Source organism: Streptomyces sp. NPDC002734 (assembly GCF_040295685.1).
Taxonomy (GTDB): Bacteria; Actinomycetota; Actinomycetes; order Streptomycetales; family Streptomycetaceae; genus Streptomyces.
Genome location: NZ_JBEOVU010000021.1, coordinates 1 through 13701, shown reverse-complemented (window position 1 = coordinate 13701; position 13701 = coordinate 1). Strand labels below are relative to the sequence as shown.

The following is a 13701-nucleotide window of genomic DNA, read 5'->3' as shown; positions in this document are numbered from 1 at the left end:
GCCGGTCCCGGCCGGAACCGGAACCGGTCAGAAGTCGGTGGGCAGGTCGCTGGCCTCCGCGATCCCGCGCAGCTCCTCGTCCTCGCGGCGACGGCGCAGCAGGGAGTCGGCGATCTCGCGGCGGCGCTCCGGGTCGGCGGCACTGGCCGCGTCGGTGACGACCCGGATGGGACCGGTGTCCTCGTAGTCCAGTTCGATCAGGACGTTGTCGAGACGGCCGGTGACCGCGGCGGCGATCACCAGGGCGGCCTCGTCACGGATCTCCTGCGGCACCGGACCCTCGTCGGGGCAGTCGCCGTCCGGGCCGAGATCGGCCAGGTCGACGTCCTCACCGAGCGCCCGCAGCGCGGGCCGGACCAGGCGGAGCAGGAGGTCGTACTCCTCAGGGCTCAGTCGGAGACGCAGCAGGTCGAGGTAGAGCTCGACCGGGGCGCCGTCCGGCAGGTGCGGTTCGCTCATCGGCTCCGGGTTCCCCGAGTGGGACGACGATCACATCCCGGGCGCCGATTCGTCCGAAGGGGTGGGGATGGTTTAAGCTTCACCCATACGATGTCATCGTCGTACCCATGTACGACCCCGACCGGTCTCCCCCGTCCGGTCGGGGTCTTTCTGCGTCCGCGCCCGGCCCGTCACCCGGCCCGCTCCCGGCTGCCGTCGCCCGCCCGCTCCCGGCCGTCGTCCGGCCCATTCCCTGGCCTGCTCGAGGCCCTCACCGCCTTTGCCCACCCTTCACCCGTTCGAAGTGCTCCCCTCGGGGGGACCCGCTGACAATGGGGGAGGGGTGTGTGTCCGTAGTCCGCCCGGCCGGCGAGGAGTGTCGTGATGACCAAGCCGATCAAACTGCTGACCGCGCTGACTCCGGAACGCCGGGAACGGCTGATGACGCTGGCCCGGGAGGTCTCCTTCCCGGAGGACGCCCCGATCTTCGAGGAGGGCGGGGTCGCGGACCGCTTCTGGGTGGTGCGCTCGGGGCGCGTCGACCTCTACCAGCAGGTCACGCAGCTGCGACGGGTGACCGTGGCGAGCCTGGGCGCGGGTGACCTGCTGGGCTGGTCCTGGCTGTTCCCGCCGCACGAGTGGGACTTCGGGGCGGTGGCGTTCAGCCCCGTCCGGGCCTACGAGTTCGAGGCCACCCCGGTCCTCGAACTGTCCGAGGAGGACGCGGGCCTGGGCCTGTCGCTGATGCGGATCGTCGCCGAGATCCTCGCCTACCGCCTGGAGTCCACCCGGGTCCAGCTCCTCGAGTCCTTCAAGCACCCCCACCGCTGATCCCTGTTCGCCGCGCGGCCGCCTCACCGTCGGCGCGGGCCTGGAGCGCGCCGGGGTCAGACGCGGTAGCGGCGCAGGGACGGCATGAGGACGGCGAGGGCGAGCGTCAGCAGGACCACGAGCGCGCCGCCCCCCGCCACGGCCCACCGGGTGCCCGCCGCCGACGCGGCCGTCCCGTGCAGGACGTCGGCCAGCCGCGGTCCGCCCGCGACCACCACGGTGAAGACGCCCTGCATCCGGCCCCGCATCTCGTCCGTCGCCGCGGACAGCAGGATCGCCCCGCGGAAGACCATGGAGACCATGTCGGCCACTCCGCCCGCCGCCAGGCAGGCCACAGCCACCCACAGGTTGCCGGTGAGCCCGAAGCCCATCACGGCCAGGCCCCAGCCCACGACCGAGCCGATCACCATCCAGCCGTGCCGCCGCGCCCGCGAGAAGGTGCCGGAGAACAGGCCGCCGATCACGGCGCCGACCGGGATCGCCGCGAACAGCAGACCCAGCGCCAACTCGGAGCCGTACGCCCCGAAGGTCTCCTCGGCCATCTGCGGGAAGAGCGCCCGCGGCATGCCGAACACCATGGCGATGATGTCCGCGAGGAAGGAGAGGAGCAGCACCTGCTGCATGCCGATGTACCGGAAACCGTCCACGACCTCCCGCAGCCCGGCCCGCCGGGGGGCGCCGCCGTCGGCCAGGGGCGGCAGCGCGGGGAGGCGCCAGACCGCCCACACGGTCACGGTGAGCGCGAGGGCGTCGATCAGGTAGAGCTCGGGAAGCCCGACGAGCGGTATCAGCGCCCCGGCGAGCAGCGGACCCGCCACCAGACCGGTCTGCATCACCGTGGACCCCAGGGCGTTGGCGGCCGGCAGCTCGTCGGCCGGCACCAGCCGGGCGATGGAGGCGGTCCGGGCCGGCGAGTTCAGCCCGAAGAACGCCTGCTGCACCGCGAGCAGCACCATCAGCACCAGGACGGAGTCCGTTCCGGCGGCCGCCTGGACCCAGAAGAGCACCGAGGTCACCGCGATGCCGGTGTTGGTCACCAGCAGGAGCTTGCGCCGGTCGACCGTGTCGGCGACCGCGCCGCCCCAGAGCGCGAAGAGCACCATCGGCACCAGCCCGGCGAGGCTGGCGTAGCCGACCCAGGCGGAGGAGCCGGTGATGTCGTAGATCTGCTTGGGGACCGCCACCGCCGTCAGCTGACTGCCCACCGAGGTGACGATGGTGGACGACCACAGCCGCCGGTAGGCGGGCCGGCGCAGGGGGCGGGTGTCCATGGCGAAGCGGCGCCACCCCAGGAGGCCGGCGGCCGCGGGCGGGCTCGCCGCCTGTCCCTCGACCGCCTGCCCCTCGACCGCCTGCGACGGGGCGCTGTCGAGGCCCTCGTGACCCTCATGGTCCTCGACGCCGCTGCGACTGCTGGTGTCCACGGATGGCACGCACTCTCTCGATGCTCAGTACAACTATCTGAACAGCATCATCCCCCATGGGCGGACCGGTGTGTTCACCGGTCCGCCCATGGGGGAGGGGGATCGAGAGGTTCCGAGCGGAGGCTCAGGCCACCGACGGGTCGAGCAGGCCCTTGCGGAGCTTCTTGATGATGCGGCTCAGCAGACGGGAGACGTGCATCTGGGAGATGCCCAGCTCCTCGCCGATCTGCGCCTGCGTCCGCTCCTCGACGAAGCGCATGTGGATGATCTGACGGTCGCGCTCGTCCAGCTCGGCGATGAGCGGGGCGAGGGAGTGGAAGTCCTCCACCAGCTCCAGGGAGGCGTCCTCGGCGCCGATGAAGTCCGCCAGCACGGCCTCGCCGTCGTTGCCGCCGTCGCGGGTCAGCGCGGCGTCCAGGGAGGAGGAGGTGTAGCAGTTCGATGCCTTCTGGGCCTCGACGACCTCCGACTCCGGCAGGGACATCAGCGCGGAGAGCTCACGGGTGGTGGGCGTGCGGCCCAGCCGGCTGCGCAGTTCCTCGGTCGCCCGGGCCAGCTCGACGCGGGCCTCCTGGAGGCGGCGCGGGACGTGGACGGCCCAGCTGGTGTCACGGAAGAAGCGCTTGATCTCGCCCACGATGTAGGGGACCGCGAAGGAGGTGAACTCGACCTCGCGGGTCAGCTCGAACCTGTCGATCGCCTTGATCAGGCCGATGGTGCCGACCTGGACGATGTCCTCCATCGAGTCGTCGCGGCCGCGGAAGCGGGACGCGGCGTAGCGGACGAGGGACAGGTTCATCTCGATGAGCGTGTTGCGGGCGTACTGGTACTCGGGGGTGCCCTCTTCGAGCCCGGCGAGACGGTTCAGGAACGCTCGCGACAGTTCCCTGGCGTCCCTGGGGGCCACGGCGGAAGGATCCTCGATGTACGGGAGCCCCGCGGTCGTCTCCTCGGTCCGAACCTCCCACTGCGCCGTGGTCGTTGCCTCTCCCGCGGTCACGGCTGCCATGCTGTTCCTCTCTGATCGTCTGCAGTCATCGAACACTCCGTACAGGTCGTCGAACAGATCCTTGTATACGTCGTATTCGTCCTCGTAGCTGCGTGCCACCATTTTGCCGGGTGACATCGCTCGCTTGCCCCGAGGTTCGCTTCGTACTCCACCCGGAGGAAAACTTTTCTGTGAGGCGGATCTCATCAAGCCCTGACCAGCGCTTTCGCTCGGAGTGACCGCAAGTCGGCGACGCGGCGACGCCGCGCGGGAGCCGCCCGCGTGCGGGGTTGCGTGACGGCAGTCACAATATTGGAGATCGAGGCGTTTGCCGTCCGACCCCTGGGGCAGGTGGGGTTTCGTGCTTCGGACCGGAGAAACGCGCCGCAGGGCGGCGCGACCGCCCGGCACCCGAAACCTCCCGGCGACCGTGGGCAGCGTATCCGCGGCAGTTCCCTGACCCCCCACTGCTCAGGAGCTCAATCGCATGGTCATCGATATGTCGACAAGTCGCTCCGAAACGGCACAAACCACCGCACACCGGACCTCCGGCGGCCGCCGGCCGCACGACGACGCCCCGGACACCGCGGCCGCGTTCTCCCGGCTCGCCGGGCTGGGCCCCGGGCCGGAGCGCGACGCGGTGCGCGAGGAGTTGACCGAGGCGTGGCTGCCGATGGCCCACCGTATCGCGAGTCGCTTCCGTGACCGCGGTGAAGCGGTGGAGGATCTGCGGCAGGTCGCCGCGCTCGGACTGGTGAAGGCGATCGACCGGTTCGACCCCTCCCGGGGCGCGTTCGAGAGCTATGCCGTCCCCACCATCACCGGCGAGATCAAGCGGCACTTCCGTGACCGCATGTGGGCCCTGCGGGTCCCGCGCCGGGTGCAGGAGCTCCGCAACAAGGTGCGGGTGGCCCGGCGGGAGCTCACCCAGAGCCCCGGCAGCCCGGAGCCGAGTACCGCGCGGATCGCCGAGTACACCGGGCTGACCGAGGAGGAGGTCGCCACCGGCATGGAGGCGCTGGAGAGCTTCAGCACCCTCTCGCTGGACGCGGAGCTCTCCTCCGACGACGACGGGTACAGCCTCGCCGACACGCTCGGCTCCTCGGACTCCGCCTACGACACCGTGGTGGACCGCGAGGCGGCGAAGGAAGGACTGCGCCGGCTCCCCGAGCGGGAGCGGGCCATCCTCTACATGCGGTTCTTCGAGGACATGACACAGAACCGGATCGCTGACCGGCTGGGCATCTCCCAGATGCACGTGTCGCGGCTCATCAGCCGCAGCTGCGCACGGGTACGGGAGGAAGCCCTCGGCCAGGGCATGCGAACCGCCTTCGTGAAGGAGTAGGTCCATGCTCACGCCTCACCCCGCCACGCTGCGCAAACTCGTCGACGAGTACCACGCCCTGCTCGCCGAGGAGGCCGAGCGGGGCGGGCCGCGCGCCGGCCGGTGCTCCGAGGACCTGGCCTACACCCTCTGTGTCTCCACCGGCACGCGCGACATCCGCGCCGCGCTCGCCGCGGCGCACCGGTTGCTCGCCGCCGGGCCCCTGACGGCGGGCGGCGCGCTGGGCGGGGCCCTGCCGGCCGCCGGCCGGATGGCCGCGGCCCGCATCCGCGGCGCCGGGCGGCCGCTGGTCGCCGAGGGCGGGGAACCCGTCGCCTCATGAGCTGCCGAGGAGTGGTGCGGTGAACTGCGCGTGGTCCGGTTCCCAGCCCGTCCGCGGGCGTCCGCGGGCCGCCGTGGCGAGCGCCTCGGCGGCCCGCGCGTACGCGGTGGCCGTGGTCCGCGACCAGTGGGAGACCCCCTACCGCAGGGCGCCCGAGGGCGCCCTCGTCGATCTGCGGCTGGTCGTCTCCGAGCTGGTCTCCAACGCGCTCCGGCACGGCGGAGGCCTGACCGGCTTCGACGCCCGGCCCGAGGCCGTGGGAGTGCGGGTGGTCGTGCGTGACGCCAGCGACCGCGTACCGGAGGCCGTCGTCGTGCCGGGAGGCTTCCCGGAGGGGGAGGAGCACCTGGAGCGCACCGCCCCCGGCGGCTACGGCTGGCCGCTCATCCACCGGCTGGCACGTGACATCCACGTCGAACGTCTTCCCGAAGGGGGCAAGGCCGTCAGCGCGTTGATTCCGCTGACCGTCTCCCGGGAGGACTGACACTCCCGTTCGTCCGGGTCCGCCCGGAGGGCCGGTCTCCCCGCGCGTCCCACCGTCCGCCCGTGGTCACCAGGGCAGGAACGTGGTCACCAGGGCAGGAACACGTGGATGTCCTTGCCGTCGCTGCGGCCCACCACGCTGACCTGGTCGGACAGTGTGTGCACGAGGTGCCAGCCGATGCCCCCACCGCCACGGCTGGGCTGGAACGGCCGGGGAGCCGGCGGCTTCGGATTGCTGTCGCTCATGGTGACGTGGACGCCGTCGAAGGTGCGGCGCATCCTCAGTTCGAACGGGCCGGGCGCGTACTGGACGGCGTTCGCGGCCAGCTCGGTGACCACCAGCAGGATGTCGTCCCAGTGTTCCGGCGCCGAAGGAGGAGTGGGGCGCGAGAGCGCGCTCAGGAACTCCTCGGCGGCGAGCCTGGCGTCCGTCACGTCCGGCAGTTCACCGGAGAACGCCACCGTCAGGCTCTTCACGTCTTCGTCGTGGTGGTGATGGGCAAGCGCGTCTTCCCCGCGCGGCTCGGATGCCATGTCGCCTTCCCCAGCCCCTCGGGCGCGGTGCTGTCGCGCAGTCGTCCTCTTCCTTCGTTGCATGTTCCCGAAGGGAGGGAAGCTACGCGCCCCGAAGGGCGGGAGGGACGGTGGGGGCACGGGCGTGCGGAGCGAACGGTTCCGGTCCGGTGGGCCGGGGAACCCGGCGCGCATGAGCTACTCGAATCCCGACCCGGACCCGTCCCGTTCCACCGGCCTGGAGCCCGGCGGGGGAGTCCCGCCGGGCGAGACCCCGCCCGCGGAGAGCAGCATGCCGGAGGCGGGTCCCAGCGAGGCCCACAACCCGGCCAAGGGCTGGGCCAAGGGACCGCTGGTCCTCATCGCGCTGGTCGTGCTGCTGGTGGCCGTCGGCATGATCGGCTACGCGGTGGGCGTGTGGAACTGACCGTGACCCGAGAACGGGAGGGCCGGGCGGCGACGTGCCGCCCGGCCCTCCCCTCGACGCCCGCGGCGCCGCACAGGTCCGCGGCGCCGCAGGCGCCGGATCAGACGGGCCGCAGCCAGACGGTGGCCAGCGGCGGCACGGTCATCCGCAGGAACCCGTCCTCCCGCCGCTCCAGCACGCCCTCGTTGCGGACGTCGCTGCCCCCGTACCGCAGGTCGTCCGTGTTCAGCGTCTCCCGCCAGGCGTGACCCGCCTCCTGGGACACCCACAGCGCGTAGTCGTGCCGCACCACCGGGGAGAAGTTGCTGACCGACAGCAGCGGCGCCCCGTCGTGGCCGTACCGGACGAAGGCCAGCAGGTTGTCGTCGGCGTTGTCGCAGGCCACCCATCGGAAACCGGCCGGGTCGGTGTCCCGCTGCCACAGCGCCGGCGTGTCCCGGTAGTGACCGTTGAGCTCACGCACCAGGTGCTGGACGCCTTCGTGGTCCGCGCGGGCCCCGTAGGCGGCGTCCAGCAGCCACCACTCCGGCCCCCTCTCCAGCTTCCACTCGTCGCCCTGCGCGAACTCCTGGCCCATGAAGAGGAGCTGCTTGCCGGGGTGGGCCCACATGAAGGCGAGATAGGCGCGGTGGTTGGCACGCCTCTGCCACCAGTCGCCCGGCATCTTGGAGACCAGCGCCTGCTTGCCGTGCACCACCTCGTCGTGGGAGATGGGCAGCACGTAGTTCTCGCTGTAGGCATAGATCATCGAGAACGTCATCTCGTGGTGGTGGTACTTGCGGTGCACCGGCTCGTGGCTGATGTACTCCAGCGAGTCGTGCATCCACCCCATGTTCCACTTCAGTCCGAAGCCCAGGCCGCCGCTCTCGGTCGGCCGGGTCACGCCCTCCCAGGCGGTCGACTCCTCGGCGATGGTCACCACACCCGGGTTGCGCCGGTAGACGGTGGCGTTCATCTCCTGGAGGAAGCGCACCGCGGCCCAGTCCTCCCGGCCGCCGTGCTCGTTGGGCTGCCACTGCCCGTCCTCACGGGAGTAGTCGAGGTAGAGCATCGAGGCGACGGCGTCCACCCGCAGGCCGTCGATGTGGAACTCCTCGCACCAGTAGACCGCGTTCGCCACCAGGAAGTTGCGCACCTCGGTACGGCCGAAGTCGAACTCGAAGGTGCCCCAGTCCGGGTGCTCGGCGCGCATCTCGTTGCCGGGCTCGTACAACGGGAAGCCGTCGAAGCGGGCCAGCGCCCAGTCGTCCTTCGGGAAGTGGGCCGGCACCCAGTCCATGATCACGCCGATGCCGGCCCGGTGCAGGCTGTCGACCAGGAACCGGAAATCGTCCGGACCGCCCAGCCGGGCGGTGGGGGCGTAGAAGCCGGTGACCTGGTAGCCCCAGGACGGGGCGAAGGGGTGCTCGGCGACCGGCATCAGCTCGACGTGGGTGAAGCCCATGTCCTTGACGTACTGCGGCAGCTGCTCGGCGAGCTGCCGGTAGGTGAGTCCCGGCCGCCAGGACGCCAGGTGGACCTCGTACACGGAGAACGGCGCCTCGTGCACCGGGCGGTCGCCCCGGTGCGCCATCCAGTCCTGGTCGCCCCACTCGTAGTGCGAGGCGGTCACCACCGAGGCGGTGGCCGGCGGGCACTCGGTGCGGCGGGCCATCGGGTCCGCCTTCAGCAGACGGGTGCCGTAGCTGGTGGCGATCTCGAACTTGTACAGGGTGCCCTCGCCGACGTCCGGCAGGAACAGCTCCCACACCCCGGACGCGCCCATCGAGCGCATCGGGAAGGCGGTGCCGTCCCAGAAGGTCGACTCCATCGCGACCCGCACCCCGGAGGCGTTCGGCGCCCACACCGAGAAACGGGTGCCGGCCACGCCCTGGTGGACCATCGGCTCCGCGCCCAGGGCCTTCCACAGCTGCTCGTGCCGGCCCTCACGGATCAGGTGCAGGTCGAGCTCGCCCAGCGCGGGCAGGAACCGGTACGGGTCCTCGGTCTCGACCTCGGCCTCCGGGTACACCACGTGCAGCCGGTAGGCGGGGACCGCCTCGAGGGCGAGCGAGCCGCCGAACAGGCCGTCGCCCTCGTCGTTCAGCGGCACGTGCCGTCCGCCGTCGAGGACCAGGCTGACGCCGCGCGCCCCCGGCCGCAGGGCCCGGAAGACCACGCCGTCGGCCACCGGGTGCGCGCCGAGCAGGGCGTGCGGGTCGTGGTGACAACCGGAGAGCAGACGGTGCCGGTCACCCGCGTCCATCGGCGGCGCGGGCGGCGCGCCCGGGACGACGGGCCTGCGCACCACCGGGGCCGAGGCCCGGCGGCGCCCGGACCGGGCGGGCGCCCGGCCGGCGTCGGCCGCGCCCGCACCGCCCCGGCCGGAGACGGCGGGGGCGGTGGTGGCCACGGCGTTGTCGCCGGGCCGGGGGGCGGAGGGCTCGGGGGGAGCGGTCTCACGCAGTGCCATGGTCGGGTTCAGCCTCCTAGAACGGCGAGACGCCGGATCGCTGCCATCGGAACGGGGAGCCAGTCGGGCCGGTGCTTGGCCTCGTAGAGGACCTCGTACACCGCCCGGTCGGTCTCGTAGGCGCGCAGTACGCCGGGCTCGTCGCGGGGGTCCCACCCCGAGCCGCGCGCGTACCCCGCGCAGTAGGCCTCACGGCACTGCCGGGCCCACTCGGGGTGCCACGGCCGGCGGGTGCGGGCCGCGTAGTCGAAGGAGCGGAGCATGCCCGCCACGTCGCGCACCGGGGAGTGCACGCTGCGGCGCTCCGCCAGCGGCCGGGACGGCTCGCCCTCGAAGTCGATGACGAACCACCGGCTGCCGGCCCGCAGCACCTGCCCCAGGTGCAGGTCGCCGTGGATGCGCTGGGCCGGCCGGTCCGCCTCCAGGGAGGCGAACGCCGCGGACAGCCCCGGCACGTACGGCCGCAGATCCGGCACGGCACGGGCGGTGTCGTGCAGCCGCTCGGTCATCTCCTGGGCCAGCCGGCCCTTCTGCGGCGCGGCCTCCGGGCCGAGCGGCCCCCGCGGGAACGCCGCCGCCAGCGCCTGGTGGACCTCCGCGGTCGCCAGGCCCAGGGCGTGCGCCTCACGGCTGAAGTCGTTCTCCGCGGCCAGCGCGTTCAGGCCGAGCGTCCAGCCGTCCGTCGCGGAGGGCAGGAAGGGCTGCAGCACGCCGAGCGTGGCCTCGAAGGGCTGCGAGGTGCGGAACCAGGCGGTCGGCGCCGGCACCCGGGTGCAGCCCGTGCGCGCCAGCGCCCACGGCACCTCCCAGTCCGGGTTGATGCCGGGCTGGATCCGCCGGAACACCTTGAGGATGTACTGGTCGCCGTAGACCAACGAGGTGTTGGACTGCTCGGCGGCGAGCAGCCGCGGGGCGAGCCCGGCCGGCAGGCAGACGCTGGTGTCCCGCTCGAAGCTGAGCGGCCCGGTGGTGCCGGGGTGGCGCAGCCGGTCGAGCAGCAGCGCCGCCGAACGGGGCTCACGCAGGGCGTCGTAGACCGCCATGCCGGCCAGCGGGCCGGTGCCTGCCCGGCCGATGAACGCCTCCGCCAGGCGCGGCGGCAACTCCCGCCGCGCCCCCAGCAACAGTTGGTAGCAGTCGCCGGGACGGGAGGCGCCCGGGGTGGCCGGCCCGGTGTGCTCGGCGTGCACCAGCAGGTGCAGGCAGCCCGGATGCAGCTCCGTCATGGACAGCAGCCTCAGATCGGTCACGGGCCGGTCCTTGCCCGCGAACCAGCGCTGCTGTGGCAGCCATTCGAGCAACAGCCCCTTGAGGGAGGCCATGGGCTCGGCGGCGACCGGGCGGGCGGTGCGGAGCGATGCTGTCTTCGTCATGGCGTGTCCTTTCGCGGGCTCAGGCTCACAGTCGTCGGCTGGCGCGGGGTGCGACTCGGACGAGCCGGAACCAGTAGAAGCCGTGGCCTGCCAGGGTCAGCAGGTACGGCAGTTCGCCGATGGCCGGAAAGCGGACTCCGCCGAACAGTTCGACCGGGTGGCGTCCTTCGAAGGCGCTCAGGTCGAGTTCGGTGGGCTGGGCGTAGCGGGAGAAGTTGTGCACGCACACGACGGTGTCGTCCTCGTGTTCCCTCAGGAAGGCGAGCACCGCGGGGTTCGAGGAGGGAAGTTCGGTGTAGGTGCCGAGTCCGAAGGCCGGGTTCTCCTTGCGGATCTCGATCATCCGGCGGGTCCAGTGCAGCAGCGAGGACGGCGACGCCATCGACGCTTCCACGTTGGTGACCTGGTAGCCGAAGACCGGGTCCATGATGGTCGGCAGGTTGAGCCGGCCGGGGTCGCAGGAGGAGAAGCCGGCGTTGCGGTCGGGCGTCCACTGCATGGGGGTGCGTACCCCGTCGCGGTCGCCGAGCCAGATGTTGTCGCCCATGCCGATCTCGTCGCCGTAGTACAGGACGGGGGAGCCGGGCAGCGACAGGAGCAGGGCGGTGAAGAGCTCGATCTGGTTGCGGTCATTGTCGAGGAGGGGCGCGAGACGGCGGCGGATGCCGATGTTGGCCCGCATCCGCGGGTCCTTGGCGTACTCCGCGTACATGTAGTCGCGTTCCTCGTCGGTGACCATCTCCAGGGTCAGCTCGTCGTGGTTGCGCAGGAAGATCCCCCACTGGCACTTCGCCGGGATGGCGGGGGTCTTCGCCAGGATCTCGGAGACCGGGTAGCGGGACTCACGCCGGACGGCCATGAAGATGCGGGGCATGACCGGGAAGTGGAACGCCATGTGGCACTCGTCGCCGCCGGAGGCGAAGTCGCCGAAGTAGTCGACGACGTCCTCGGGCCACTGGTTGGCCTCGGCCAGCAGCACGGTGTCCGGGTAGTGCGCGTCGATCTCCTTGCGCACCCGCTTCAGGAACTGGTGCGTGGCCGGCAGGTTCTCGCAGTTGGTCCCCTCCTCGGCGTAGAGGTAGGGGACGGCGTCCAGGCGGTAGCCGTCCACGCCGAGGTCCAGCCAGAACCGCAGGGCCGCCAGGATCTCCTCCTGCACGGCCGGGCTCTCGTAGTTGAGGTCCGGCTGGTGGGAGAAGAAGCGGTGCCAGTAGTACTGGCCGCGGACCGGGTCGTAGGTCCAGTTGGACGTCTCGGTGTCGACGAAGATGATGCGCGCGTCGGCGTACCGGCTGTCGTCGTCGGCCCAGACGTAGTAGTCGCCGTACGGGCCGTCGGGGTCCTTGCGGGACTCCTGGAACCACGGGTGCTGGTCGCTGGTGTGGTTCATCACGAAGTCGATGATCACGCGCATGCCGCGCTGGTGGGCGGCGTCCACGAACTCCACGAAGTCGGCCAGGTCGCCGAACTCCGGCAGCACGGCGGTGTAGTCGGAGACGTCGTAACCGCCGTCGCGCAGCGGTGACTTGAAGAACGGCGGGATCCACAGGCAGTCCACGCCGAGCCACTGGAGATAGTCCAGCTTCGAGGTCAGGCCCTTCAGGTCCCCGACGCCGTCGCCGTTGGAGTCCTGGAAGGAGCGGACCAGGACCTCGTAGAAGACGGCGCGCTTGAACCAGTCCGGGTCCCGGTCACGGGCCGGCGTGTCCTCGAAGGTGTCCGGAACGGGGTCGTTGACGGTCATGGCGCTGCGTTCCCTCCGGCCTGGACGTGGAAGCCCTGCACATGGAAGACGTGGGCCGGCCGCACGCCGGGCTCGAGACGGACGTAGTCGGCGCCGCTCCAGTGGTAGGTCTCGCCGGTCAGCTCGTCCCGCACGGGCACCGAACCGTGCGGGTCGACGCCCAGACGGGCCAGGTCGAGGCGGACCGTCGCCTCCTGCGCGTGGTGCGGGTCGAGGTTGGCCACCACCAGCACCGTGTCGTCGCCCTCGCTCTTGCTGTACGCGATCACGGCGTCGTTGTCCGTCGGATGGAAGCGCAGGTTACGCAGCCGTTGCAGCGCGGGATGGCGTCGCCGGATGCCGTTGAGCTCGGCCAGCAGGGGAGCGATGCTGCGGCCCTCCCGCTCGGCCGCCTCCCAGTCACGGGGGCGCAGTTCGTACTTCTCCGAGTCCAGGTACTCCTCGCTGCCCTCGCGCAGGGCGGCGCCCTCGCAGAGCTCGAAGCCCGCGTAGACGCCCCAGGCGGGGGACAGGGTGGCCGCCAGGATCGCACGCACCTCGAAGGCGGGCCGCCCGCCCTGCTGGAGGTAGGCGTGCAGGATGTCCGGGGTGTTCACGAACAGGTTGGGCCGCAGGTAGGCCGCCGACTCTCCCGACAACTCGCTGAGGTACTCCGTCAGTTCGTGCTTGGAGTTGCGCCAGGTGAAGTAGGTGTACGACTGCTGGAAGCCGACCTGGGCCAGCGTCTCCATCATGGCCGGGCGGGTGAAGGCCTCGGCCAGGAAGATGACGTCGGGGTCGGCGGCGTTGATCTCGCCGATGACCTTCTCCCAGAAGACGACCGGCTTGGTGTGCGGGTTGTCGACGCGGAAGATCCGCACCCCGTGGTCCATCCAGAACCGCAGCACCCGCACGGTCTCCTCGACCAGCCCGGGCAGGTCCTGGTCGAAGGCGATCGGGTAGATGTCCTGGTACTTCTTCGGCGGGTTCTCCGCGTACGCGATCGACCCGTCGGGACGGTGGTGGAACCACTCCGGATGCTTCTCCACCCACGGATGGTCCGGCGAGCACTGAAGCGCGAAGTCCAGCGCGATCTCCAGCCCCAGCCCGGACGCCCTCGCCACGAAGGCGTCGAAGTCCTCGATCGTCCCCAGGTCCGGATGGACCGCGTCGTGCCCGCCCTCCTGCGAACCGATCGCCCACGGCACGCCGACGTCCCACTCCCCGGCGGTCAGCGAGTTGTTCCGCCCCTTGCGATGGGTGCGCCCGATCGGGTGAATGGGCGGCAGGTAGACGACGTCGAAGCCCATCGCCGCGACGGCCGGCAGCCGCTCGGCGGCGGTGCGGAAGGTACCGCTGACCGGCGGCCCGTCCTGCGGCAC

At 71.4% G+C, this 13701-nt stretch carries 13 protein-coding genes; 5 read left to right on the top strand and 8 right to left on the bottom strand.

Annotated features, from left to right (window positions below; all coding sequences use genetic code 11):
- Nucleotides 1-27 precede the first annotated feature (27 nt).
- Nucleotides 28-459, bottom strand: a complete 432-nt coding sequence (locus ABT026_RS19620; protein ID WP_351115916.1) for a hypothetical protein — start codon at nucleotides 457-459, stop codon at nucleotides 28-30.
- 363 nt (nucleotides 460-822) lie between these two features.
- On the opposite strand from ABT026_RS19620, the gene ABT026_RS19615 reads away from it, so the two are divergent.
- A complete protein-coding gene (locus ABT026_RS19615; protein WP_351115914.1) occupies nucleotides 823-1269 on the top strand; it encodes a cyclic nucleotide-binding domain-containing protein in 447 nt (148 codons plus the stop codon).
- A gap of 56 nt (nucleotides 1270-1325) precedes the next feature.
- Here ABT026_RS19615 and ABT026_RS19610 read toward each other — a convergent pair whose 3' ends face one another.
- Together ABT026_RS19610 and ABT026_RS19605 are read right to left on the bottom strand one after the other, a co-directional pair.
- Nucleotides 1326-2561 (bottom strand): MFS transporter, encoded by a 1236-nt coding sequence (locus tag ABT026_RS19610; RefSeq protein WP_351116071.1) that lies wholly within the window; start codon nucleotides 2559-2561, stop codon nucleotides 1326-1328.
- A gap of 256 nt (nucleotides 2562-2817) precedes the next feature.
- Nucleotides 2818-3702: an RNA polymerase sigma factor SigF gene (locus ABT026_RS19605; RefSeq protein ID WP_351115913.1), complete on the bottom strand. Its 885-nt coding sequence runs from the start codon at nucleotides 3700-3702 to the stop codon at nucleotides 2818-2820.
- A gap of 466 nt (nucleotides 3703-4168) precedes the next feature.
- Between ABT026_RS19605 and ABT026_RS19600 the strand changes: the two genes are divergently transcribed.
- From ABT026_RS19600 to ABT026_RS19590, 3 genes are read left to right on the top strand one after another with little or no spacing between them, the layout of a single operon-like run.
- Nucleotides 4169-5026 carry an RNA polymerase sigma factor SigF gene (locus ABT026_RS19600; protein WP_351115912.1) on the top strand — a complete coding sequence of 286 codons (858 nt, stop codon included), beginning with the start codon at nucleotides 4169-4171 and terminating at the stop codon, nucleotides 5024-5026.
- 4 nt (nucleotides 5027-5030) lie between these two features.
- Nucleotides 5031-5348, top strand: coding sequence for a DUF5133 domain-containing protein (locus ABT026_RS19595; protein WP_351115910.1), 318 nt, complete (start codon nucleotides 5031-5033; stop codon nucleotides 5346-5348).
- 19 nt (nucleotides 5349-5367) lie between these two features.
- Nucleotides 5368-5832 carry an ATP-binding protein gene (locus tag ABT026_RS19590; protein WP_351115908.1) on the top strand — a complete coding sequence of 155 codons (465 nt, stop codon included), beginning with the start codon at nucleotides 5368-5370 and terminating at the stop codon, nucleotides 5830-5832.
- 86 nt (nucleotides 5833-5918) lie between these two features.
- Here ABT026_RS19590 and ABT026_RS19585 read toward each other — a convergent pair whose 3' ends face one another.
- Nucleotides 5919-6365 carry an ATP-binding protein gene (locus ABT026_RS19585; RefSeq protein WP_351115907.1) on the bottom strand — a complete coding sequence of 149 codons (447 nt, stop codon included), beginning with the start codon at nucleotides 6363-6365 and terminating at the stop codon, nucleotides 5919-5921.
- Between the two features lie 172 nt (nucleotides 6366-6537).
- Between ABT026_RS19585 and ABT026_RS19580 the strand changes: the two genes are divergently transcribed.
- On the top strand, nucleotides 6538-6771 hold the full coding sequence (locus tag ABT026_RS19580; RefSeq protein WP_351115906.1) for a DUF6480 family protein: 234 nt from the start codon (nucleotides 6538-6540) through the stop codon (nucleotides 6769-6771).
- Between the two features lie 100 nt (nucleotides 6772-6871).
- Here ABT026_RS19580 and glgB read toward each other — a convergent pair whose 3' ends face one another.
- From glgB to ABT026_RS19560, 4 genes are all read right to left on the bottom strand, one after another.
- Complete coding sequence (glgB, locus tag ABT026_RS19575; RefSeq protein WP_351115904.1) at nucleotides 6872-9223, bottom strand: 1,4-alpha-glucan branching enzyme; 2352 nt, start codon at nucleotides 9221-9223, stop codon at nucleotides 6872-6874.
- Nucleotides 9224-9231: 8 nt separating this feature from the next.
- Complete coding sequence (locus ABT026_RS19570; RefSeq protein WP_351115903.1) at nucleotides 9232-10596, bottom strand: maltokinase N-terminal cap-like domain-containing protein; 1365 nt, start codon at nucleotides 10594-10596, stop codon at nucleotides 9232-9234.
- Between the two features lie 25 nt (nucleotides 10597-10621).
- The gene (gene treS / locus ABT026_RS19565) at nucleotides 10622-12340 is read right to left on the bottom strand and encodes a maltose alpha-D-glucosyltransferase (protein WP_351115902.1); all 1719 of its coding nucleotides are present in this window, start codon (nucleotides 12338-12340) and stop codon (nucleotides 10622-10624) included.
- Nucleotides 12337-13701, bottom strand: a 1365-nt coding sequence (locus ABT026_RS19560; RefSeq protein ID WP_351115901.1) for an alpha-glucosidase C-terminal domain-containing protein, incomplete at its 5' end; no start/stop codon positions are given. The genes treS and ABT026_RS19560, both read right to left, overlap by 4 nt.